Here is a 211-nt window from a genome sequence, read left to right on the forward strand (position 1 = left end):
AGTTGATTTAGGTGCTAAAACCTCTTTATCTGCATCAGAAGTAGCTAAGGGCATGGAAGAATTAGCAGCATTAGGTATGAATACTAACCAAATAATGAAAGCTATGCCTGGTGTTATTAGTGCGGCAGAAGCAAGTGGTTCAGATTTAGCAACAACTGCCACAATTATGGCTTCATCTTTAAACTCATTCAACTTAAAAGCTTCTGATTCA

General features: G+C 37.4%; 1 protein-coding gene. It reads left to right on the plus strand.

Going from position 1 to position 211, the window contains the following annotated elements; all coding sequences use genetic code 11:
• The coding region (locus KA909_RS13910) for a phage tail tape measure protein (RefSeq protein ID WP_210130335.1) at positions 1-211 on the plus strand (211 nt) is incomplete at both ends.

It is taken from the genome of Staphylococcus sp. GDX8P54P (assembly GCF_017893165.1).
In the GTDB taxonomy this organism is placed as follows: Bacteria; Bacillota; Bacilli; order Staphylococcales; family Staphylococcaceae; genus Staphylococcus; species Staphylococcus borealis.